Genomic DNA, 20,061 nt, shown 5'->3' on the forward strand with positions numbered 1-20,061 from the left:
TTGGCGGGCACAGCCACGGCTTGCGGCCAACGTTTGCGCTGACGCAAACCGCTCAGCCGCTACGCACCTGGTTGCGGCCTTCCTGCTTGGCCAGGTACAGCGCGGCGTCGGCACGCGCCATCATCGGCGTGGAGGTGGTATCGCCCGGGTACAGCTCACTGATGCCGATGCTGACAGTGAACTGCACCGGTGCGCCTCCCTGCGGGTTGTCCAGCTGCAGATTGGCCACGGCATCGCGTACCCGCTCCATGACCTGGCTGGCGCTGTAGCGGTCGGTGTCCGGCAGCAGGATGGCAAACTCCTCGCCGCCCAGGCGGCCGCAGACGTCCTCCAGCCGCACCGTGGTCTGGCAACAGGCGGCAAAGCGGCGCAGTACCTCGTCGCCAAACGGGTGGCCGTAGCGGTCGTTCAGTTGCTTGAAGTGGTCCAGGTCCAGCATTGCCAGGGTCAGCGGGCGCTCCCAGCGCTGGCTGCGGGCGATTTCCTCGCTGGTGCGCTGCATGAACTGGCGGCGGTTGTACAGGCCGGTCAGCTCGTCGGTATTGGCCAGCCGCTGCAGCTCGGCCTGCAGCTGTTTGGCGTCGCTGATGTCGTGTTTGATCGCCACGGTGTATTGCACGCGGCCTTCCGGCGACAGCACCGGCGCCACCGACACGGTCTCGAAGTACTCATGGCCATCGCGATGCTTGCTGGCCAGCTCGCCGCGCCAGGTGTCACCGGCGATCAGCGCCTGCAGCATGTCGCCCTGCAGTTCCGGGTGATCGGCCAGCAACAAGGCATCCAGCTGCGCCTTGCCCTGCAGTTCGGCATTGCTGTAGCCGGATAGCCGCTCGAATGCCGGGTTGGCGTACTCCACCACGCCATCGGCATTGGCAATGGCAATCGCCTCGGCGGCGTGGTCCATGGCGATGCTGCGGATGGCCAGTTGCTCCAGCCGCCGGCTGCCCTGCCGATAGCGCAGCAGGCAATAGGCCAGCAGCAGGCTGATCAGCAGCCAGCACGACAGGTACAGCCAGGCCCTGGTGTACCAGCCGGCCAGTAGCGTGCTCTTGTCCAGCCCCACGGTGACCAGCAGCGGCAGGCGTTCTATCTTGCGGGTGGAGTACAGCCGCAGGCGGCCATCCAGTGGCGAGACGCGTTCGTAGCTGGCTTCACTGTCGCTGCGGGCCAGCATGGCGCGCGCTTGTGCATCGCTCTGCGGCTGTGTCGGCAGGCTGGTCAGGGTTGGCAGCCTGGCCAGCAACTGCAGCTGGCTGTCCATGAAACCCATTTCGTCGTAGCGGCCGCTGATCAGCGAGCGATCGAGCAATTGCTGGAAATGGCTGGTGCGGATCACAGTGCCGATCAGGCCGATTACACGCCCGCTGAGGCCGCGCACCCGCTGGGTGGCCACTACCACCGTTTCGCCACTGCTGTTCTGGAAACGGCTGCTGACAAAACGATCGTCACGGGTGGGCGCCAGCATGGCTTTGCAATAGCTGCTTTCGCTGGCATCGAAGCCGGGTGATACCTTGAACGACAGCACCAGCTGGCAACGGTTGTCCACCAGCATGATGTCGTAGGCCTGGGGGATGCCGCGCATGGCGTGTACCAGCCGGGCTTCCAGCGCATTGCGCTGCGGGCCGCTGCGGATGATGAAATCCGGCTCCTCCAGTTGCTCGGCCAGCATGTTCTGCATCAGCTCCACTTCGCGCAGATCCTGCTGCATCCAGGCGGCAAACAGCAGGCTGTTGAGCTGTGTCTGGTGGTAACCCTGTTCCAGGGTCGCGCGGTAGGAGTTGACCAGTTCGATGCTGCCGCCTGCCAGTAACAACAGGCTGATCATGATGCCGGCGGCAATCACTTTCAGGCGTTGACCGTGGACACTGGGCAGGGGCGCTGTATCTGGCATGGCTGCAGGCATGAATTGAGCTGGATGCATTCTGGCATGAAGCCTGTGTTTGCCACATGGTTTGCCTGGCCATTTATAGAATGTGGCTACAGTTTATGCAAAATGTATCGAAAAGCTGTCGCTTTTACGCGTTAGGCACCCTGGCTTCCGCTCAACGCGATACCAGCAGCCGCAAGCCCAGGGCGACAAATACGCCGCCAGCCAGCCGGTCCAGCCACATGCCGCGCCGTGGCGAGGTATTCAGCCAGCGGCCGGCGTGGCCGGCAAAGTAGCCCAGGGTGCCGAACAGCAGTGCCGCCTGCAGGGTGAACAGCACGCCCAGCTGCGCAGTCTGCGCCGGCGCGTGCTCATTGCTCTGGATGAACTGCGGCAGGAAGGCCAGGAAAAACAGCACCACCTTGGGGTTGATGGCATTGGCGAGCAGGCCCTTGCCGAACAGGCGTGCCAGGGATGGCGGTGCGCCACTGCCCGCTGTCTGTTGCAGAGTGCTGCCGCTGCTGCGCAGCGCCTGCCAGCCCAACCAGATCAGATAGCCGCCACCGGCGATTTTCAAGCCCTGCAATGCCCAGGGTGTGGCGGCCAGCAACGCGCTGATGCCCAGCGCCGCCAGCAGGGTATGGCTCAGGCAACCCAGCGCGCAGCCCAGCCCGAACACCATGCCGGCACGGCGGCCACGGGCGATGCCCAGGCTCAGCACCATCAGATTGTCCGGCCCCGGTGACAGGGTGATCAGTACGGCGGCGGGAAGAAAGGCAAACAACTGTTCCGGTGTCAGCAGCATGTCGGTCTCGTGGTCAGAATGCAGCAATGTATTGCGCTGAAAAATCACTATCTGGCTGCTATCAAGAAACATCAGCCAGCTTCATTGCCGAAAAACGCATATGGCGCCACCCCGGCTCCCTCCAGCGGCTTCGTGTCGCTCCGAGGCGGGCCCCCCGGAAACCTGAAGTTGAGCAGCGTGATAAGCCGAGTCGCTGACGCATGCATGGCGGCATGTGGCAGGGCAGCCTCAAGGGGCGTGGGTAGTGCAGCACCCTGCAGCCATTGTGCAGTGTGCGATGGGCATTGTGAACCCGGGGCCGGTACGCAACATGCCGGTTTCCAGCCTGATTTCTCCGGGGTGGCTTTCAGGCATCAAGTACAGCTGCTGGCGAACCAATGGGGAAAACGTAATTTATTTACGGAATACGTGCATTTATTACGTAATTAAACTTCTGGCTTTTGCCGCGGTGCGAGCAGGCGCGGGCGGGGCAGGCAGGTCGGGCCGCAGGCTGGCAGTGCTAGAATGGCGCGATGGAACTGTATCGACTACTGCAACAACAAGGGTTTGGCAGCCGCAAGGAATGCCGGCAACTGATTTCCTACGGTCTGGTGGCCGTGGATGGGGAAGTCATCGATGACTGGCGGGCGCCGGTAGCGGTGGAAAGCATCAGCACGCTGACCGTGGATGGCGAGGACTGGCCGCTGCTGCGTTTGCCGCTCTACCTGCTGCTGCACAAGCCGGCCAATTACGAAACATCGCATCAGCCCATGCACCACCCCAGCGTGTACCGCTTGCTGCCGGAGCAGTTCAGCCGGCTGGATGTCAGTGCAGTGGGGCGGCTGGATGTGGATACCACCGGCCTGCTGCTGTTCAGCAGCGATGGCCAGTTCGTGCACGCGATGACTTCACCGAAGAAACAGGTGGCCAAGCTGTACCGAGTCACCACCAAACACCCGGTAACGGCGGAGCTGCTGCAGCGGCTGCGCGATGGCGTGCTGTTGCACGACGAAAACGAAACCCTGGCGGCGGAGCAGGTGGAGCAGGTAGCGGAGTGCGTGCTGGACATGGCGATTACCCAGGGCAAATACCACCAGGTGAAGCGCATGGTGGCGGCTGCCGGCAACCGGGTGGAGCAGCTGCACCGGCTGGCGCTGGGTGCGGTGACGCTGGGAGACTTGGCCGAAGGGGAATGGCGCCACCTCACGGCGGCAGAGTTGGCCGCATTGGGTTTCGGGCCGGCCTGAGCCGCTGCCGCGCAGCAAGCCATAAAAAAACCGCCCCGAAGGGCGGTTTTTTTATGGCGGCGAACGGCTCAGCAGCCTTGCTGTAGCGCGATCTCCAGTGCCAGCGCCTGGTGCTGCGCGGCTTTTTCTTCCTTGCCGATGGTGGCAAACAGCTGGTGCAGTTCGGCGTGTGCGCACAGCGTCGGTTGCACCGACAGGCTGGCCTCCAGATAGCTCTGCGCCTTGCCCCACAGCTGTTCTGCCCGTGCCAGACGGCCCAGCGCCAGCAGCAGCATATGGTCGTGCGGGCGCGACTTGAGCCAGTTTTCCGCATCGCGCATCAGCGTCAGCCGGCGCTGGCTGTCGATGTGCTCGGCCAGCATGCCCAGCTCGCGCGCCAGTTCCGGCGTTGCCTGCTCGTCATTGGACAGGGCACCGGCAATCAGCTCGGCCGCCGCGCCGAAGGCCTGCAGCGCAATCAGCTGCTTGGCGGTGTCGGACACCAGGTCCGGGTTCTGGCGTTCCACTTCCGGGATGCGTTTCAGCCAGTCGCGCACTTCGCGCTCGCCGGCAAAGCCGGCCAGCTGCTGGCGATAGGCCGCCAGGCGGTAGCGGCGCGCCTGTTCGGCATCCAGCGCATCGGCTTTCAGCAGTTTCTCGGTGAGCTGTAATACCTGTTCCGGCTGTTTCAGCATCAGGCGGATTTTCAGCTCCAGCCGCAGCGCGGAGGTAAGGTTGCTGCTGATGGCACGGGCGCGTTCGACTGCCGCCAGTGCTTCCAGCGGCTGCTTGGCATCCAGCCGGATCTGCGCTTCCACCATGTGGCGGGCCAGCTGGCTGCGTTCCGGCATGCTTTCCAGCCGCGACAGGTAGCCATCGCGCTTGGCGTTGTCGCCCACGCTGGCAGCGGAGCGGGCGGCAATCAGCAGCGCCAGTGCCTGGTTATCGCTGGAGTATTCATCGTCGATGGACTTCAGCGCTTCGCGCTCGGCGCGCTGGTAGCGGCCTTCGAACATGGCCAGCGCGGCTTCGCGCAGGGCATGGCGGGAAGCTTTCAGGCGCTTCTGGCGCTGGAAGGCACGCACCTCGGCCGGCAGGTTGGCCGCCAGGCCCACCAGGCGCAATGCGCCATAGGCCAGCAGGATCAGCACCACGATGGCGACGATCAGCAGGTTGAACGACACCTCCATGCGGTACGGCGGCACGAACAGGATGGCGTAACCGGTGTTGATGGTGGAGGCGAGGCCGATCAGCACCGCCAGGGCAAACAGCCCGACAATCCAGAATACGAATCTCACGGCTTACTCCACGCTGCTGCCTTGCGCATCGCGCACGGCTTTCAGGCTGGCGGACAGGTCCGGCAGGGTAATGTTGAGGCGGGCTGCGGCCAGCTCGCCCAGGGTAGCCAGCCATTTCTGCGTGGCCGGTGCATTGCCGTCGAAGTAGCGCTTGGCGTACTGGCCGGCGGCGGCCAGGTCGGCCTGATAGGTGGCGCCGTCACGCTGGGTCAGCGCCAGACGGGCATCCAGCAGCCGCAGCTTGAGGTTCTCGCGCAGGAAGAATGCCTGCTCCGGTGCCAGCAGCAGGGCTTCCGGCTTGTCCATGCGACGGATGCGCACCATTTCGCCCAGGCTGTGGCTGACATCGGCCAGCAGGCGTTCCCACCATGGCGCGGTGGCCGGCAGGCTGCTTGGGGCAACATTGCTGGCCAGGCGGTGGTGGTCGATTACTAGCGGCAGGGTTTCCGCGCCCAGCATCAGGGTGTCCAGTTTCACCGTCAGGCCCACGCTATCGAGATACGGCAGGGCTTTCAGGGTTTCCAGATCCTTGGCCACCGCTTTTTTCACCGGAATCAGCGCCGGGTTGTCGAAGCGGCCCAGGCGGTCGCTGACCATTTCCAGCGCGGTGATGGCGCCGCTGACGTTGCCGGCCAGCTGCAGCTGCTGGCTGGCTACTGCCAGGGTGTGCTCCACCTCGGACAGCAGCCAGTCGCTGCGATTCTTGGTCAGTTCCTGATACATGGCGCCCAGGGTGGCGTACTGGCCGGCGGATTCATTCACCCGCGCTTCCAGCAGCGCCAGCTTGGCCTCGGCCGCGCGGGTGGCGGCCAGTGCCTGCTCGGTCTGGGTCTGGATGGCCTTGGTGCTGCCACCGGCGTCGGCCAGACGGCTGGCCAGCGCAGTCTGCGCCTCGCTCAGCTGCTGGCGGGTTTCGAAGTACTGCCAGCCGGTCACGCCCAGCGCCGCGATGGCGATGATCAGCGCCAGATTGACGGATTTCTTCGCGGGCAGTGCGCTGCCGCTGTTGACGGAATTGGCTTCGCTCATGGGATGCAGGTAACCGCAAGTTGGCCGCAAGGCGCGGCCGGGTTAGCAGAGGGGCGTATCTACGCCGGGTATTGCAGGGCATTGTAACGCCCAAGACCATGGGCTGCCAGAAGTGTGAGCCTGCGCTTAGTCGGCAAGCAGCGCAGCCAGCGCCGCACTGCTGCCATCGCACAGCACGATATCGCTGACGCCCAGCAGCCGCAGGCGCTTGGCAATGCGCGGATGCAGGGTGAAGAAGCGAGCTGCGGCCAGCGCTGTTTGCCGCGTGGCGCCGGCGGCGGCAAACAGCGCATCGGCGGCTTCGCTGGAGGCTACCAGCAGGCCGGCAAGCGTGCCGTGCTGCTGCAGTTGCTCGAACAGTACCCAGTCCAGTGGCTGTGGCTTGCGGCGGTAGATGTCGGCGTAGCTGACTGCCGCGCCGCGGGCGGCAAGGGTCTGCCCCAGTTGCGCGCGACCGTCGGCTCCGCGCACGATCAGCCATTGCTGGCCTGCCAGTTGTTGCAGTGCCGGGTGGGTCAGCAGCGCATCGCTGTCGTTGCCCTGGGCCGGTGAGATGACCGGCTTGCCACTGAGGGCGGCCAGCTTGCCGGCGCTACCGGCGCCGACACAGGCCAGTAGGGTGTGCGGTGGCAGGCTGGCGGCGATGGCCGGCCAACCGATATCGATGGCGGAAGGGCTGACGAAGATCACGCCGTCGCTGCCGGCGGCTTGCTGTGGTAGTGCGGCCAACGCCGTGCTGTTCGCCACAGTGTCCAGCGCGCAGAACGGCAGGCTGTGGATGCCCCGTGCTGCCAGCTCGGCCTGCTGGCGCTGGGCCTGCGCCTGCGGCCGCACCAGTAACAGCGTCGCTGGCAGTGTGCCGGGCATCTTACTTGTCGGCCTGTTCGGCGATGACAGCCTCGATCAGCGGGCCGGCGTCCTGCTCCAGCAGCTTCTTGGCCACTGCGCGGCCCAGTGCGTCGGCGTAGTCGCGCGGCGCGCTGGCGCTGGCGGTGAGCATTACCGAGCCATCCGGGTGTGCCACGAAGCCGCCGAGGGTGATCACGTCGTCGGTGATGGTGGCAAAGCCGCCGATCGGGATCTGGCAGCTGCCGCCCAGCACGCGCGACAGCGAACGCTCGGCCGTGACGCAGGCGGCGGTGTCGGCATGGTTCAGCGGCGCCAGCAGTTCCAGAAGATCGCTGCGGTCGGCGCGGATTTCGATGCCCAGCGCGCCCTGCCCCACTGCCGGCAGGCTTTCCGACGGCGCCAGCTCGCAGCGGATGCGCTCGGCCAGCTCCAGGCGTTTCAGCCCGGCGGCGGCCAGGATGATGGCGTCGAACTCGCCCTCGTCCAGCTTGCGCAGGCGGGTCTGCACATTGCCGCGCAGCGGCTTGATGGTGAGGTGCGGGAAGCGGGCGCGAATCTGCGATTCGCGGCGCAGGCTGGAAGTGCCCACTACCGCGCCGGCCGGCAGCTCGTGCAGGCTGGCGTAGTTGTTGGAAACAAAGGCGTCGCGCGGGTCTTCGCGTTCGCAGATCGCGGCCAGCGCAAAACCGGCCGGCAGGTTCATCGGCACGTCCTTGATGGAGTGCACGGCGATGTCGGCGCGGCCATCCTGCAGCGCCTGTTCCAGCTCTTTCACGAACAGGCCCTTGCCACCGATCTTGGACAGCGTCTTGTCCAGGATCTGGTCGCCCTGGGTGGTCATGCCGAGGATTTCCACGGCCAGCTGTGGGTACAGTGCTTCCAGGCGGGCCTTGATGTGTTCGGCCTGCCACATGGCGAGTTTGCTTTCGCGGCTGGCGATGACGAGCTTGTTCATGAACGGCGGTCCTGCGCAAAAAAAGGATGCGCGATTCTAGCACGCTCGCCGCGCCCGGCCTTGATGCAGGGCAGTGTGTGTAGCTGCAACAGTACGTGTAGTTTAACTACACGAAATGGGGGATTTACGGCAGGATAAACAGCCTGTCAGCAGCAGTTCAGCGCAGCCAGGACAACAGTGCCGGCATGGTCAGCATGGCCGCCAGCGTGGAGGTGGTTACCACTGCCGCCGCCAGTTTGCCATCGCCCTGCATGCGCACGGCCAGGATATAGGCCGAGGTGGCGGTGGGCAGCATGCTCATCACCAGCAGTGCCTGACGATAGATGCCGTCCAGCGCCAGCAAGTTTGCCGCAAACAGTGCGATCAGGGGCGCGGCCAGCAGTTTGATACTGTTCCAGTACAGCAGCGGGCCGGCAAAGTGGCGCAGCGATGCAAAGCGCAGCCCGGCGCCCACGGTGATCAGCCCCAGCGGCAGCGCCGCGTCGGCCAGATGGCTGATGCTGCTGAACAATGGTGCCGGAATGGTCAGGCCGGATACATTGGCCGCCAGCCCACTGCAGATACCCCAGATGATGGGATTGCGGATAAGCTCGTGGGCCATGCCGCGTCCGCTGCCGTGTGCCAGCTGCCACACTGCCAGTACATTGACCACCGGCACCATGGCGCCGCACAGCAATGCGATGGTGGCGATGCCGGGCTCGCCGGCCAGTGCCCCCATGACGGCGAACGCCACATAGCTGTTGAAGCGGTAGGCGCCCTGGTTGCCGGCGGCGAATGCCGGCTGCGGTAGGCGGAACAGTGGCTTGGCACCGCAGCCCAGCAGGAAGGCGGCAAGGGTGAATACTAGGCCAGCGGCCAGCATGGGCACGCTGGCGGCAAAATCCAGCTCTGCCCGTGCCAGTGCACGGAACAGCAGGGGTGGAAACAGTACGAAATAGATGAAGCGCTCCGCTTCGGAGAGAAAAGCGGCAGAGATAAAGCCGCTACGCCGTAGCGCGAAGCCGCACAGGATCAGCAGGAAGTCCGGTAGTAACACGAGGGCTGGATGCATGTGCTGATTCTGCAGGGATTCGATGACAATGACTATCAGGGAAAACGGAAGATGACTGATCTGGACAAGGACTTGCCCCTGCGCGAAGACCTCGCGCGTCTCAACAGATTGCTGGAGGAGCTGCTGCGCGAGCAAGCCGGCGACGAGGTGGTGGAAGAAATCCGCGCCATTCCCGCCGGCGCGCTGCAGCACGATAAACGCGCCGACGAGCTGGTGCAGCGGCTCACCCCGGCCGCCATTACCGCGCTGGTGCGCGCCTGTGGTCTGTATTCGCAGTTGTTCAATATTGCCGAGGACCTGCACCACGCCCGCCGTCGCCGCGCCCACCAGCGTGCCGGCAGCGCGCCGCAGCGCGGCAGCCTGTCGCGGGCGCTGACTACCATCCACGAAGCCGGTGTGCCGTTCGGGCAGTTGGCCGCAGCGCTGCAGGATGCCAGCGTCAGCGCCGTGCTCACCGCCCACCCCACCGAGGTGCAGCGTCAGAGCGTGCTGGATGGTCACCGCGCGGTGCGCAAATTCCTGCAACAGCTGTCTTCTGTCGAGATCACTCCGGAAGAAGAGCAGGAAGTGGAAGCCAAGCTTACCCGCGTGATCCACGCGCTGTGGCAGACCACCGAGATCCGCCCGTTCAAGATGACGGTGGCCGATGAAATCGAAAACGGCGTTGCCTACCACCCGCTGTCCTTCTTCCAGTCCATCCCGGCGCTGTACGACCGCCTGGGCAAGCAGATTCGCGAGCTGTGGGGCGAGCGCGCCGAGATTCCGTCCTTCCTGCGCGTGGGCAGCTGGATCGGCGGCGACCGCGACGGCAACCCCAATGTCGATGCTGCTGTGCTGCGTCATGCGGTGAAGCGTCAAGCCGAGGTGGCATTCAAGCACTACTTCTACGAGCTGGCCGGGCTGTACCGCGAGCTGTCGCTGTCGCAGCGCCATGTGCAGGTATCCGCCGGTGTGCAGTGCCTGGCTGCCGCCTCGCCGGATGGCGCCATCAGCCGCAAGGAAGAGCCGTACCGGCTGGCACTGGCCACCATCGAAGGCCGCCTGTCGGCTACCGCCGCCGGCCTCGGGTTGGCCGCACGCGGTCGCTGGACTGCCGGTGCGCCGTATGCCTCGGCCCAGGAAATGCAGGCCGAGCTGCAAACCCTGGCCGATTCGCTGGCCGAGCATGGCAGTGCGCTGCTGATCGACGGCCGCCTGGGCAAGCTGCTGCGCGCGGTGGATGTGTTCGGCTTCTACCTGATGCCGCTGGATCTGCGCCAGCACGCCGAAAAACACGCCGCCGTGGTGAGCGAGCTGTTCGCCCACGCCAACCTGGAACAATACGACGCGCTGGACGAAGCGGCGCGCGTGCGCGTGCTGCTGCGTGAGCTGGCTACGCCGCGCCTGCTGTACTCGCCGTTCCTCAGCTACAGCGCCGACAGCGAAAAAGAGCTGGGCATCTTCCGCGAGGCGGCGCTGGTGCAGCGCCAGTTCGGCGACGGCGCCATCGCGCAGTGCATCATCTCCAACTGCGCCAGCGTGTCCGACATCCTGGCACTGGCGCTGCTGTGCAAGGAATGCGGCCTGCTGCGCCTGGATGGCGGTGTGCCGGCCATCAGCCTGAACCTGGTGCCGCTGTTCGAAACCATTGCCGACCTGGACGCCTCCGCCAGCATCATGCAGCAACTGTTCGCCCAGCCGTGGTACCAGCAGCTGCTGAAGAGCCGTGGCGGCGTGCAGGAGGTGATGCTGGGCTACTCCGACAGCAACAAGGACGGCGGCTACGTCACCAGCCAGTGGCAGCTGTACCAGGCCGAGCAGCGTCTGGTGCGTGTGTTCGACAATGCCGGCATCAAGATGCGCCTGTTCCACGGCCGTGGCGGCTCGGTGGGCCGTGGTGGCGGCCCGTCCTACGAGGCCATCATGGCGCAGCCGGCCGGCACCGTGGTTGGCCGCATCCGCATTACCGAACAGGGCGAGGTGATCACCGCCAAGTTCGCCGATCCGGACAACGCCACCCGCAACCTGGAAGCACTGGTGGCCGCCACGCTGGAATCCACTCTGGCACACGGCGACAGCCGCATTACCGACGAAAGCGCGGTAGCCGAGCTGTCCGATAGCGCCTTCCGCGCCTACCGCGCGCTGGTGGAGTCGGAAGGCTTCATGCAGTACTTCATGGAAGCCACGCCGATCGGCGCCATCGCCAAGCTCAACATCGGCAGCCGCCCGGCGTCGCGCAAGACGCTGGCCAGCATCAAGGACCTGCGCGCCATTCCGTGGGTGTTCTCCTGGTCGCAATCGCGGGTGATGCTGCCGGGCTGGTACGGTTTTGGCAGCGCGGTGCGCGCCTTCCTCGACGCCCACGGCGAAGCGGCCGGCCTGGCGCGCCTGCGCGAGCTGTACACCGGCTCGCCCTTCCTGCAGGTGATGCTGTCCAATATGGAGCAGGTGCTGGCCAAGGCCGACCTGCAGATTGCGCGCCGCTACGCCGCGCTGGTGGGCAGCGAGGCGCTGGCCGACCGCCTGTTCGGCCGCTTGCAGGCCGAGTTCGACGCCACCTTGGCCGCATTCTTCGCCATCACCGGTCAGGACAAGCTGCTGCAGGGCAACCCGACGCTGGCGCGCTCGCTGGATACCCGCCTGCCCTACCTGGACGCGCTCAACCTGCTGCAGGTGGAGCTGCTCAAGCGCCTGCGTGACAACCCGGACGACGAAGAAGCGCTGTACGCCATTCACCTCACCATCAACGGTATCTCCGCCGGTCTGCGCAACAGTGGCTGATCGGGCTGTGGCTTGATGATGGCTAACGGGCTGCCTGCGGGCAGCCCGTTTTCATGCTGGTGGCGGCACGGCTACACATCGCGTTACTTGCCAGTTCCGCGCCAGATAGCACAATGCAGTCTTGCCGCATTGACCTGTTCGGAGACCCGCCATGCATCCTGGCAACAAAGACATCAAGTACCTGGCCGAGCACCTGCTTCACACCGGTGTTGGGGGGCTGGCCGAGCGTGAACGGCAGGCGCTGATGCGCATTTCACGCAAATTGCAGTCGGTGCGCCCGGAGCAGGCGCTACCGGATCACGGCCCTACGGTGGGGGAGCGGCTGGCGGACCGGGTGGCCGAGTTTGGTGGCTCCTGGACCTTTATCCTGCTGTTCCTCTGCTTTTTGCTGGGCTGGGCATTCATCAATAGCGAGCTGCTGGGCACGCATGCGGTCGATCCCTATCCGTATATCTTTCTCAACCTGATGCTGTCGATGCTGGCTGCCATCCAGGCTCCCATCATTCTGATGTCGCAGAATCGTCAGGCCGCGCGTGACCGCATGACCATGATTCGCGATTTCGAGGTGAATCTGAAAGCCGAGGCGGCGATAGATGGTCTGCACAAGCGGCTGGATCACCTGACCTGGGAGGTGCTGTCCGATCTGCAGCTGCTCAAGCAGGGGTTGCTGGCGCAGCAGGGCAAGCAGCCACCGGAGGCGGACGGGCCGGCTTAGGCGCGGCTGAGTGTGGCCAGCTTCAGCGGCAGTGGCTCACCCAGCCAGCTGGCTGCCGTGGTGTGGGCGGCCAGTTCATCGGCCAGTTGCGGGTGCAGCAGCACCGGTAGCTGGCCGCGGTGTGCTTCCAGCAGTGCGCGCACGCTGGGTAGCAGGCTGTCGGCAAAGTCGATCTCGAACATCGGCCGGGTGTGCGGACCTACCTCGCGGTGGATCAGCCGCCCCAGCCAGCAGCCCGGCGGCAGCTGCGCCGCCAGGGTGGCGTGCAGCGCGGCGGCGAAATCGGCCTGCTCGGGCAGAAAGTAGACGTGGGCGTGGTAGATCAATGACATGGCAGCTGGCGTGGCGGGAAAACGGCATTGTAGCGGCGGACGGCAGCGCCGGCAGCCGTCCGCTTGGCCGGGATCACATCCAGCGACCACGGCTGAGGCTATCAGCCTGGTGACGCAGCTGCTCCAGCTTGTGTTCGGCGCAGGATAGCTGGCAGTCCGGCAGTAGCGACCAGCGGCTGGACCAGTAGGTAACTAGGCGGCGTAACAGTTTCATGGCACTCTCACTGTTGAATAGTTGGTACAGTTGTCAGCCTAATCTGTTGCATGAAGCAGATAAACCGCTGTTTCCTTGATACTTTGTCGAGAAAATGAAAACAATGCCATCGCCAGACGAAGTGCTGGCATTCGAAGCACTGGCGCGCTGCGGCAGCTTCACCTCCGCCGCCGAGGCGCTAGGCTGCACCAAGAGCATGGTCAGCCTGCGGCTGAAGGCGCTGGAGAAGCAGCTGGGCGCGGTGCTGGTGTTGCGCACCACGCGGCGGCTGGCGCTGACCGAGGCCGGCCAGCGCATGCTGCCGCACGCCCAGGCGCTGCGGCAGAGCCTGCTGCAGATGCAGCCGGCGGTGGACAGCGCGCAGTGCGCGGTGGAAGGCCCGCTGGTGATCAGTACCTATGTGTCGGTGTCGCAGTTGCTGGCGCCGATTCTGGCCGAGCTGGCGTGCGAGCAGCCCGGTTTGCAGTTGCGGCTGGAGGTGAACAACCGCGTGCAGGACCCGATCGCCGACGTGCTGGATTTCTGCGTGCGTTCGCGCAAGGTGCACGACGACTCACTGGTGGCGCGGCCGCTGGGCTGGGTGGAAGAGGCGCTGTATGCCACTCCGGACTACCTGGCGACACAAGGTTGGCCGCAGGAACCGGAAGCGCTGGCCGCGCACCGGCTGATCATGGACGGCCGCTGCCTGACGCTGTGTCGTGGCGAGGAGTTGCGCACCCTGTCACTGGCGTCGCCGCTGCTGGACTGCAACCTGTACCAGAACAATCTGACGCTGACGCTGCAGGGGCGTGGTATCGGCGCGCTGCCGGATTTCCTGGTGCAGCCGGCGCTGGCCGCCGGCCAGCTGCGGCGGGTGCTGCCGGACTGGCACAGCGACCGCTGGCCGGTGTTCCTGGTGCATCCCTACCGCCAGCCCATGCCGCGCAAATACCAGGTGTTTCTCGATTTCGTGCTGCCGCGCCTGCGCGCCACGCTGCAGCCGGGCGAGCCCGGCGCCGCCGTGCGTTAGGCGTTTGCGTCGGCCATGCGCCGGAACAGGGCGCATCAGGCTTGCTGCTGCGGCGCAGCACAGGCAGGATAGGGTTCCCCATCTATCGAACGGTTTTGTCATGTCTGTTGCTGTCGCTCCATCCCCACGTGGTATCGCCCTGTCGCTGCTGGCGTCGTCGCTGTTTGCCATGCTGCCCGGCTATGTCACCTGGCTGGCGCCGCTGGACAGCGTGGCCATCTTTGCCTGGCGGATTGTCTGCACCTTGCCCGGCGTGTTGTTGATCCTGCAGTTGTCCGGCAAGCGGCAGGCATTTGTCGATGCCTGCCGCCGCATGCTGCGCGAGCCCCGGCTGATGCTGCTGGTGCCGCTGATGTCGGCGATGATGGGGGTGCAGCTGTGGCTGTTCCTGTGGGCGCCGTTCCACGGCCAGGTGGTGGCGGTGTCGTTGGGCTATTTTCTGGCGCCGCTGGTGATGGTACTGGTTGGCCGCCTGCTGTATGGCGAAAGGCTGTACCGGCTGCAGGCCATCGCGGTGACGCTGGCGCTGCTGGGGGTGGTGCACGAAGTCTGGCGTACCCAGGGGCTGGCCTGGCCGACGCTACTGGTAGTGCTGGGCTACCCGCCGTATTTTGTGCTGCGGCGCCTGACCGGGCTGGATGCGGTGTGCGGCTTTGCGCTGGAAATGGTGCTGATGCTACCACTGGCGCTGCTGATGCTGGCCTGGCAGGAGCCATCCGGCTGGATCGTGCTGCACGAGGTCAAGTACTGGTTGCTGTTGCCGGGGCTGGGCCTGGTGAGCTCGGTGGCGTTGCTGTGCAATATTGCCGCCAGTCATTTGCTGCCGATGGGACTGTGGGGGCTGCTGGGTTATGTCGAGCCAGCGCTGTTGTTCGTGCTGGCCATTGGCCTGCTGGGCGAACCGCTGACTGCCGACAGCCTGCTGACCTACGGCCCGATCTGGGGCGCCATCGTGCTTACCGGCATTCACACCCTGCGCCAGCAGCGAGCGCTGCCTGCGCGCTGAGCGGGCTGCCGTGTCGTAAATAGCTGTTTTATCGAGACAAACAGCAGGCCCCTATACTGCCGCCACACTTCATGCCACTGCGATGAAATGAGGCAAACATGGCACTCCTCAGGCGCTGTCTGCTACTGCTGCTGTTGAGCAGCCCCGTGCTGGCGGCCGCCGAACCGCGCAGCCTGACTCTGGCGTTCATGATCACCTCCGGTGCGCAGCGCAGTGCCTGGCTGGATATCGTGGACAGCTTTCGTGCGGCCAACCCGGATATTCACGTCACCAATCTGGTGTACGCGCAGGAAGACTACAAGCAACGCTTCGACACCCTGCTGCAGCAACGACAGGTGGATCTGGCGTTCTGGTTTGCCGGCCACAAGCTGACGCAGCTGATCGCCAACGGCACCGTGCAGCCGTTAGGCACGCTGCTGACGGGCGAGCAGTGGGCGCAGGTAGAACCAGCGGTACTACGTGCCTTGCGCCAGAGCGGGCAGTATTGGGCGCTGCCGGTCAGCTATTACCCGTGGGGCCTGCTGTACCGGCGTTCCATCTTTGCCGCACTTGGTTTGCGCGAGCCGGAAAACTGGCCACAGTTTCTGCTTACCATGCGGCAGTTGCAGTACGGCGGCATGGTGCCGATTGCAGTGGGCGGCAAGAGTGGCTGGCCGGCGGCCGCCTGGTTCGATTACCTGAACATGCGCCTGCATGGCGCATTGTTTCACCGCCAGCTGCTGGCGGGGCGGGTGGATTGCCGTGATGCGCGGCTGGAGGTCACGCTGCAGGCCTGGCAGCAGCTGCTGGGGGCCGGCATGCTGTTGCCGGAAAGCCCGCAGCTCGACTGGCAAGCGGTGCTACCTTACCTGTATCACGGCCGGGTGGGCATGGTGCTGACCGGCTCCTTTGTGCTGGCGCACATACCGCGCGCCATTCGACAGGACCTCGGGTTTTTCCCGTTTCCGGACATGGGCACGCGCGTGCCCCGTGGCGAGGATGCGCCGCTGGATGTGCTGGTGTGGCCCACGCGCAGCCAGCATGCATTGGAGGCCCGACGTTTTGCCAGCTTCCTGTTCAGCCGGCCGGACTTGCTGGCGCGTTATGGCGATAGCGCCTATCAGCTGGCCCCGTTACGCCACGGGCCGGCGCCGAAAGACGCGATCATGCGCCAGGGCAAGGCCTGGCTGCGCAAGGCAGAGCGGCTGTCATCGTTCTTCGATCGGGATGCGATACCACTGTTGCGCGAGCAGGCGCTACCGGCGTTCCGCCAGTTTCTGACCCCGCCGCATGACCGTCAGCAACTGCAGCGCAGCCTGTGCCAGGCACTGGCCGGTCCGCAGACAGACGCCACACCGTTACCAGCCAGCCGGCAGCAGGCCAAACCGTAACTGTGGCGTGCCGTGCCAGTCGGCCAGCCGCTGTAGCGCCTTGAGCGTGTCCTCGCGCAGGCGCTGGCTGAGGCGGATCCCCGGTTCCAGATACAGCGCCTTTACCTCGAACACGCCTTGCGCACGATGTGCCTTGGCATCCAGCCGCCCCACCAGCCTGCCGCGCAGCAGTAGCGGCAGCACGAAGTAGCCGTACTGGCGTTTGGGTGCCGGGGTATAGCACTCGATGCGGTAGTCGAAGCCAAACAGCTCGCTGGCGCGCTTGCGGTCCCACACGATGGGGTCGAACGGCGACAGCGCGCTGCAGGCGCTGGCGCCGAGCTGGTCATTTGCGGCCAACGTTAGCTGCGGCTGCAGACTGTGGTGCACGAAGAAGTCACCCTTGAGCCCATCCACCCGCACCGGCAGCAGCTCGCCGGCGTCGGCCAGCGCATGCAGGCTGGCGGCATCGTTGCCGCGGCGCAGCCGGTAGTAGTCCGCCACCCAGCCGGCCCTCACCAGCCCCAGGGCGCGGCAGCTGGCGCGTATCGCCTCCAGCCGTGCATCTGCCTCGGTAGGCAGATGCTGTGTGTCGTCCCACTCCGGCAGCACGCGCTCGGCCAGGTCGTACACGCGCTGGAAGTTCTGCCGTTCGCGCACCATCAGCCGGCCGCTGGTGAACAGCACTTCCAGGTGGCGTTTTTCCGGCTTCCAGTCCCACCAGCCATTGCCCTTGCCGCTCTGGCGCTCGAAGTCGCGCGAGCGTACCGGGCCGTTGTCGCGGATGTGGGCGACCAGCTGCTCGATATCGGCCTGGTGTTTGTGCATCCATTCCACCGAAAACTTCCAGCCCATGGCCGCCGGGTTCAGCATGCGGTGGCGCAGCAGGCGGTAATCCTCGCGCGGCACGAAACAGGCCTCGTGCGCCCAGTATTCGAACAGCGCGCCTTCGGCCAGCAGCTCGTCCAGCCAGGCAGGGTCGTAGGCGCCCAGGCGGCTGAACAGCACCAGGTAGGGGCTGCGCGCCACCACGCTGATGGTGTCGATCTGCAGCAGCGCCATGCGGCGGATGGCGGCAAGCACATCGGCCTTGGCGGCCTTGCGGCGCGGTGCGGCCAACATGCCTTGGGCAGACAGGTGCAGCGCACGGGCGGCGGGCAGGGATAACAGGGTGTGGCTCATGGGCACCTCGAAAAATTCCCGCTTTCGTCGCGATACTGCGTTACTCACGAAAAATGTCTCCTTACATATCAGATATATGCTGCGTCGACATTTTTCGTTCGCGCCTTGTCTCGCTTAGAAAGCAGGGTTTTTCGAGGCGCCCTCATGATGACGCTCGGCCGCGCCTTGTCTCGCTTAGAAAGCAGGGTTTTTCGAGGCGCCCTCATGATGACGCTCGGCTGGGAAACACTGTGTGCAGCATAACGCAGCCAGCAGAACACGTTGGCCGCATTAAAATCCAGTGTGGGTTGCCGCGGTTACCACCTTGCTATAGGTGTGATGCCTGGCGTAACTGGCCGAGAGACCGGGTGGCATTGCAAGTTATTAATGCCAATGTTATTTTTCGCCCCCCGATAACCTGACCGTAGTGGCAACTTCACTCGCGGCATAGGAGTGTTCTTTATGTTTTCGTGGTTCGAACGTCGTATTGATCCCTACCCCGATGCGCCGCCGGTACAGCCGCCGGCCGGCTTGCTGCCCTTTGTCTGGTCTGCCACCGCCGGGCTGCGTGGCCTGATCCTGGCCATGACGCTATGTACTGCCGCCATCGGCGCCTTCGAGGCGCTGCTGTTTTCCATGCTCGGCTCCATCGTCGACTGGCTCAGCCACGTGGCGCCGGGCGAGCTGTGGAGCAAGGAAAAGCACAACCTGCTGCTACTGGCAGGCATCCTGCTGGCCAGCCCGCTGCTGATCGCACTGCAGGCGCTGTGCAAATACCAGGGCCTGGCCGGTAATTTCCCGATGCGCCTGCGCTGGCAGTATCACCGCCACCTGCTGGGCCAGAGCATGAGCTTCTACCAGGACGAGTTCGCCGGCCGGGTGTCCGCCAAGGTGATGCAGACCGCGCTGGCAGTGCGCGATACGGTGATGATCGTCACCGATATCCTGGTATTCGTGGTGATCTACTTTGTCACCATGGCGGCGGTGGCCGGCAGCTTCGACCGTCTGCTGCTGTGGCCGTTTATCGTCTGGCTGGGCCTGTATGTGCTGACGTTGCGCTTTTTCGTGCCGCGTCTGGGCAAGGCGTCCAAGGCGCAGGCCGATGCCCGCAGCCTGATGACCGGCCGCGTTACCGATGCCTACACCAATATCGCTACCGTGAAGCTGTTTTCGCACAGCGCGCATGAGGCCGGTTTTGCCCGAAGCGCCATGCGCGAGTTCATGGCCACCGCCTACCGCCAGATGCGCCTGGTCAGCGGCTTCGAGATGGTCAACCACGTGCTGAGCATGGGGCTGATCGCCAGCACCGCCGGCGCCACGCTGTGGCTGTGGAGCCGTGGCGAGGTAGGCATCGGCGCGGTGGCGGCGGCTACCGCCATGGCCTTGCGGCTGAACGGCATCTCGCACTGGATCATGTGGGAGATGTCCAGCCTGTTCGAGCATATCGGCACGGTGCAGGACGGCATCAACACCCTGGCACGGCCGATCGCCATCACCGATGCGCCGGATGCGGCGCCGCTGCAGGTCCGCCGCGGCGAAATCCGTTTCGACAATGTCAGCTTCGCCTATGGTGGCGAGCGGCCGGTGGTGGAGCATCTGAACCTCACCATTCGCCCCGGTGAGAAGATCGGCCTGGTTGGCCGCAGCGGGGCCGGCAAGTCCACCATCGTCAACCTGCTGCTGCGCTTCTACGACGTGGAGGGCGGGCGCATCCTGATCGACGGCCAGGATGTGCGCGCGGTGACGCAGGACAGTCTGCGCGCGCAGGTGGGCATGGTGACGCAGGACACTTCGCTGCTGCACCGCTCGGTGCGCGACAACCTGCTGTATGGCCGGCCGGATGCCAGCGAGGCGGAGATGCTCACCGCCGCGCAGCGCGCCGAGGCGCACGAGTTCATCCAGGAATTGACCGACCCGCACGGTCGCCGCGGCTACGATGCCCACGTGGGCGAGCGCGGCGTGAAGCTGTCCGGCGGCCAGCGCCAGCGGGTAGCCATCGCCCGGGTGATGCTGAAGGACGCGCCCATTCTGCTGCTGGACGAGGCCACCAGCGCGCTGGATTCCGAGGTGGAAGCGGCGATCCAGGGAAGCCTGTACCGGCTGATGGAAGGCAAGACCGTGGTGGCGATTGCGCATCGACTGTCCACCATCGCCGCCATGGACCGGCTGATCGTGCTGGACAAGGGCCGCATAGTGGAAGAGGGCGACCACGCCAGCCTGCTGGCGCGCGGCGGCCTGTATGCGCGGCTGTGGGCGCACCAGAGCGGCGGTTTCCTCGGCGAGGAGCTGGATCCGGACGAAGAGGCTGAACTGGCCGACTAAGCACCGCCCAGTTGCGCGCCCGCGCGCCGTCCACCTGCCTGGTGGGCGGCGTTTTTCATGCCTGCAGCGGCGGCGGCCGTTTCGGCAATAAAGTAGTTGCTCTACTACTTGCCGGTTGCGGCGTCCGGTCGATT

The 20,061-nt window shown here is 65.1% G+C and carries 17 protein-coding genes; 7 read left to right on the forward strand and 10 right to left on the reverse strand.

Annotated elements, in window-relative coordinates; genetic code table 11:
• Positions 1-52: 52 nt before the first annotated feature.
• The gene (locus ACFOKJ_RS15190; RefSeq protein ID WP_390281126.1) at positions 53-1,891 is read right to left on the reverse strand and encodes a diguanylate cyclase; all 1,839 of its coding nucleotides are present in this window, start codon (positions 1,889-1,891) and stop codon (positions 53-55) included.
• A 151-nt stretch (positions 1,892-2,042) separates the two neighbouring features.
• Positions 2,043-2,672 carry a LysE family translocator gene (locus ACFOKJ_RS15195; protein ID WP_390281128.1) on the reverse strand — a complete coding sequence of 210 codons (630 nt, stop codon included), beginning with the start codon at positions 2,670-2,672 and terminating at the stop codon, positions 2,043-2,045.
• 512 nt (positions 2,673-3,184) lie between these two features.
• Between ACFOKJ_RS15195 and ACFOKJ_RS15200 the strand changes: the two genes are divergently transcribed.
• Positions 3,185-3,898: a pseudouridine synthase gene (locus tag ACFOKJ_RS15200; RefSeq protein ID WP_390281130.1), complete on the forward strand. Its 714-nt coding sequence runs from the start codon at positions 3,185-3,187 to the stop codon at positions 3,896-3,898.
• A gap of 68 nt (positions 3,899-3,966) precedes the next feature.
• Here the strand turns inward: ACFOKJ_RS15200 and ACFOKJ_RS15205 are convergent, their stop codons facing one another.
• The 5 genes from ACFOKJ_RS15205 to ACFOKJ_RS15225 all read right to left on the reverse strand — a co-directional run bounded on the left by ACFOKJ_RS15205 (position 3,967) and on the right by ACFOKJ_RS15225 (position 9,059).
• Positions 3,967-5,175 (reverse strand): heme biosynthesis HemY N-terminal domain-containing protein, encoded by a 1,209-nt coding sequence (locus ACFOKJ_RS15205; RefSeq protein WP_390281132.1) that lies wholly within the window; start codon positions 5,173-5,175, stop codon positions 3,967-3,969.
• Positions 5,176-5,178: 3 nt separating this feature from the next.
• Complete coding sequence (locus ACFOKJ_RS15210) at positions 5,179-6,204, reverse strand: uroporphyrinogen-III C-methyltransferase (RefSeq protein ID WP_390281134.1); 1,026 nt, start codon at positions 6,202-6,204, stop codon at positions 5,179-5,181.
• Between the two features lie 126 nt (positions 6,205-6,330).
• A complete protein-coding gene (locus tag ACFOKJ_RS15215; RefSeq protein WP_390281136.1) occupies positions 6,331-7,071 on the reverse strand; it encodes a uroporphyrinogen-III synthase in 741 nt (246 codons plus the stop codon).
• 1 nt (position 7,072) lies between these two features.
• On the reverse strand, positions 7,073-8,008 hold the full coding sequence (gene hemC, locus ACFOKJ_RS15220) for a hydroxymethylbilane synthase (RefSeq protein ID WP_390281138.1): 936 nt from the start codon (positions 8,006-8,008) through the stop codon (positions 7,073-7,075).
• A 157-nt stretch (positions 8,009-8,165) separates the two neighbouring features.
• Positions 8,166-9,059 carry an AEC family transporter gene (locus ACFOKJ_RS15225; protein ID WP_390281140.1) on the reverse strand — a complete coding sequence of 298 codons (894 nt, stop codon included), beginning with the start codon at positions 9,057-9,059 and terminating at the stop codon, positions 8,166-8,168.
• 51 nt (positions 9,060-9,110) lie between these two features.
• Here ACFOKJ_RS15225 and ppc point away from each other — a divergent pair, with 51 nt between their 5' ends.
• On the forward strand, positions 9,111-11,819 hold the full coding sequence (gene ppc, locus ACFOKJ_RS15230) for a phosphoenolpyruvate carboxylase (protein ID WP_390281142.1): 2,709 nt from the start codon (positions 9,111-9,113) through the stop codon (positions 11,817-11,819).
• 151 nt (positions 11,820-11,970) lie between these two features.
• Positions 11,971-12,534, forward strand: coding sequence for a DUF1003 domain-containing protein (locus tag ACFOKJ_RS15235; RefSeq protein ID WP_390281145.1), 564 nt, complete (start codon positions 11,971-11,973; stop codon positions 12,532-12,534).
• On the opposite strand, the gene ACFOKJ_RS15240 is transcribed toward ACFOKJ_RS15235, so the two are convergent.
• Both ACFOKJ_RS15240 and ACFOKJ_RS15245 read right to left on the reverse strand, forming a co-directional pair.
• Positions 12,531-12,866, reverse strand: a complete 336-nt coding sequence (locus ACFOKJ_RS15240) for a DOPA 4,5-dioxygenase family protein (protein WP_390281147.1) — start codon at positions 12,864-12,866, stop codon at positions 12,531-12,533. The genes ACFOKJ_RS15235 and ACFOKJ_RS15240 overlap by 4 nt on opposite strands.
• Before the next feature lie 73 nt (positions 12,867-12,939).
• Entirely contained in the window at positions 12,940-13,080 is a 141-nt protein-coding gene (locus tag ACFOKJ_RS15245) for a hypothetical protein (RefSeq protein WP_390281149.1), read from the reverse strand.
• A gap of 103 nt (positions 13,081-13,183) precedes the next feature.
• Here ACFOKJ_RS15245 and ACFOKJ_RS15250 point away from each other — a divergent pair, with 103 nt between their 5' ends.
• From ACFOKJ_RS15250 to ACFOKJ_RS15260, 3 genes are all read left to right on the forward strand, one after another.
• Positions 13,184-14,089 carry a LysR family transcriptional regulator gene (locus ACFOKJ_RS15250; protein WP_390281151.1) on the forward strand — a complete coding sequence of 302 codons (906 nt, stop codon included), beginning with the start codon at positions 13,184-13,186 and terminating at the stop codon, positions 14,087-14,089.
• A gap of 100 nt (positions 14,090-14,189) precedes the next feature.
• Complete coding sequence (rarD, locus tag ACFOKJ_RS15255) at positions 14,190-15,095, forward strand: EamA family transporter RarD (RefSeq protein WP_390281153.1); 906 nt, start codon at positions 14,190-14,192, stop codon at positions 15,093-15,095.
• Positions 15,096-15,193: 98 nt separating this feature from the next.
• Complete coding sequence (locus tag ACFOKJ_RS15260; RefSeq protein WP_390281155.1) at positions 15,194-16,465, forward strand: ABC transporter substrate-binding protein; 1,272 nt, start codon at positions 15,194-15,196, stop codon at positions 16,463-16,465.
• Here ACFOKJ_RS15260 and ACFOKJ_RS15265 read toward each other — a convergent pair.
• Entirely contained in the window at positions 16,433-17,626 is a 1,194-nt protein-coding gene (locus ACFOKJ_RS15265) for a winged helix-turn-helix domain-containing protein (protein WP_390281157.1), read from the reverse strand. The two genes, ACFOKJ_RS15260 and ACFOKJ_RS15265, sit on opposite strands and share 33 nt — an antisense overlap.
• A gap of 441 nt (positions 17,627-18,067) precedes the next feature.
• Between ACFOKJ_RS15265 and ACFOKJ_RS15270 the strand changes: the two genes are divergently transcribed.
• The gene (locus tag ACFOKJ_RS15270; protein WP_390281159.1) at positions 18,068-19,927 is read left to right on the forward strand and encodes an ABC transporter ATP-binding protein; all 1,860 of its coding nucleotides are present in this window, start codon (positions 18,068-18,070) and stop codon (positions 19,925-19,927) included.
• The last annotated feature ends 134 nt before the right edge of the window (positions 19,928-20,061 follow it).

Source organism: Vogesella amnigena (genome assembly GCF_042648905.1).
GTDB lineage: Bacteria > Pseudomonadota > Gammaproteobacteria > Burkholderiales > Chromobacteriaceae > Vogesella > Vogesella amnigena.

What these genes read in the sequence shown, in the direction of transcription:
- ACFOKJ_RS15260 (WP_390281155.1), top strand. Translation starts at nt 15,194, where the DNA reads ATGGCACTCCTCAGGCGCTGTCTGCTACTGCTGCTGTTGAGCAGCCCC.
- ACFOKJ_RS15195 (WP_390281128.1), bottom strand. Translation starts at nt 2,672, where the DNA reads ATGCTGCTGACACCGGAACAGTTGTTTGCCTTTCTTCCCGCCGCCGTA.
- ACFOKJ_RS15245 (WP_390281149.1), bottom strand. Translation starts at nt 13,080, where the DNA reads ATGAAACTGTTACGCCGCCTAGTTACCTACTGGTCCAGCCGCTGGTCG.
- ppc (WP_390281142.1), top strand. Translation starts at nt 9,111, where the DNA reads ATGACTGATCTGGACAAGGACTTGCCCCTGCGCGAAGACCTCGCGCGT.
- ACFOKJ_RS15190 (WP_390281126.1), bottom strand. Translation starts at nt 1,891, where the DNA reads ATGCCAGATACAGCGCCCCTGCCCAGTGTCCACGGTCAACGCCTGAAA.
- ACFOKJ_RS15225 (WP_390281140.1), bottom strand. Translation starts at nt 9,059, where the DNA reads ATGCATCCAGCCCTCGTGTTACTACCGGACTTCCTGCTGATCCTGTGC.
- ACFOKJ_RS15210 (WP_390281134.1), bottom strand. Translation starts at nt 6,204, where the DNA reads ATGAGCGAAGCCAATTCCGTCAACAGCGGCAGCGCACTGCCCGCGAAG.
- rarD (WP_390281153.1), top strand. Translation starts at nt 14,190, where the DNA reads ATGTCTGTTGCTGTCGCTCCATCCCCACGTGGTATCGCCCTGTCGCTG.
- ACFOKJ_RS15240 (WP_390281147.1), bottom strand. Translation starts at nt 12,866, where the DNA reads ATGTCATTGATCTACCACGCCCACGTCTACTTTCTGCCCGAGCAGGCC.
- ACFOKJ_RS15215 (WP_390281136.1), bottom strand. Translation starts at nt 7,071, where the DNA reads ATGCCCGGCACACTGCCAGCGACGCTGTTACTGGTGCGGCCGCAGGCG.
- ACFOKJ_RS15250 (WP_390281151.1), top strand. Translation starts at nt 13,184, where the DNA reads ATGCCATCGCCAGACGAAGTGCTGGCATTCGAAGCACTGGCGCGCTGC.
- ACFOKJ_RS15235 (WP_390281145.1), top strand. Translation starts at nt 11,971, where the DNA reads ATGCATCCTGGCAACAAAGACATCAAGTACCTGGCCGAGCACCTGCTT.
- ACFOKJ_RS15200 (WP_390281130.1), top strand. Translation starts at nt 3,185, where the DNA reads ATGGAACTGTATCGACTACTGCAACAACAAGGGTTTGGCAGCCGCAAG.
- ACFOKJ_RS15270 (WP_390281159.1), top strand. Translation starts at nt 18,068, where the DNA reads ATGTTTTCGTGGTTCGAACGTCGTATTGATCCCTACCCCGATGCGCCG.
- ACFOKJ_RS15265 (WP_390281157.1), bottom strand. Translation starts at nt 17,626, where the DNA reads ATGAGCCACACCCTGTTATCCCTGCCCGCCGCCCGTGCGCTGCACCTG.
- hemC (WP_390281138.1), bottom strand. Translation starts at nt 8,008, where the DNA reads ATGAACAAGCTCGTCATCGCCAGCCGCGAAAGCAAACTCGCCATGTGG.